The following is a 364-nucleotide window of genomic DNA, read 5'->3' on the forward strand; positions in this document are numbered from 1 at the left end:
AATCCATATTAGGGGTATTTGGTATGCATGAGAATAAATACCTGTATTTTTTAATATCTAGTCGATTAAAAATCTAAAAATATAGGTTGACTAATCGTAAGAAAAAGACCAGCTATTGCTGCTCCTGCTCTGTTTTTATGTTATTTTCATTAGTTGATGTTGGCGGTTCTTGAGATGGATAATTCCCTGTAAGTGATGTATAACACTCTAAACAAATGTTCTTTTTCGCAAATCCCATATCTAGTGGGTACAAACGCGCTCCGCGTTTACATATTTCACACAGCGTAGCAATTCGAAACTTTACTGTCCCATCCATCTCTCTCCATACTTCAACCCTGCTAACACCATTTAGAAGACCTGCATT

At 36.3% G+C, this 364-nt stretch carries 1 protein-coding gene; it reads right to left on the minus strand.

What is annotated here, in order from left to right:
- Positions 1-112: 112 nt before the first annotated feature.
- A partial coding sequence (locus tag ACS2CR_RS34480) for a hypothetical protein (protein WP_438906168.1) occupies positions 113-364 on the minus strand: 252 nt, incomplete at its 5' end.

Source organism: Bacillus cereus group sp. BceL291 (genome assembly GCF_051776705.1).
In the GTDB taxonomy this organism is placed as follows: domain Bacteria; phylum Bacillota; class Bacilli; order Bacillales; family Bacillaceae_G; genus Bacillus_A; species Bacillus_A cereus.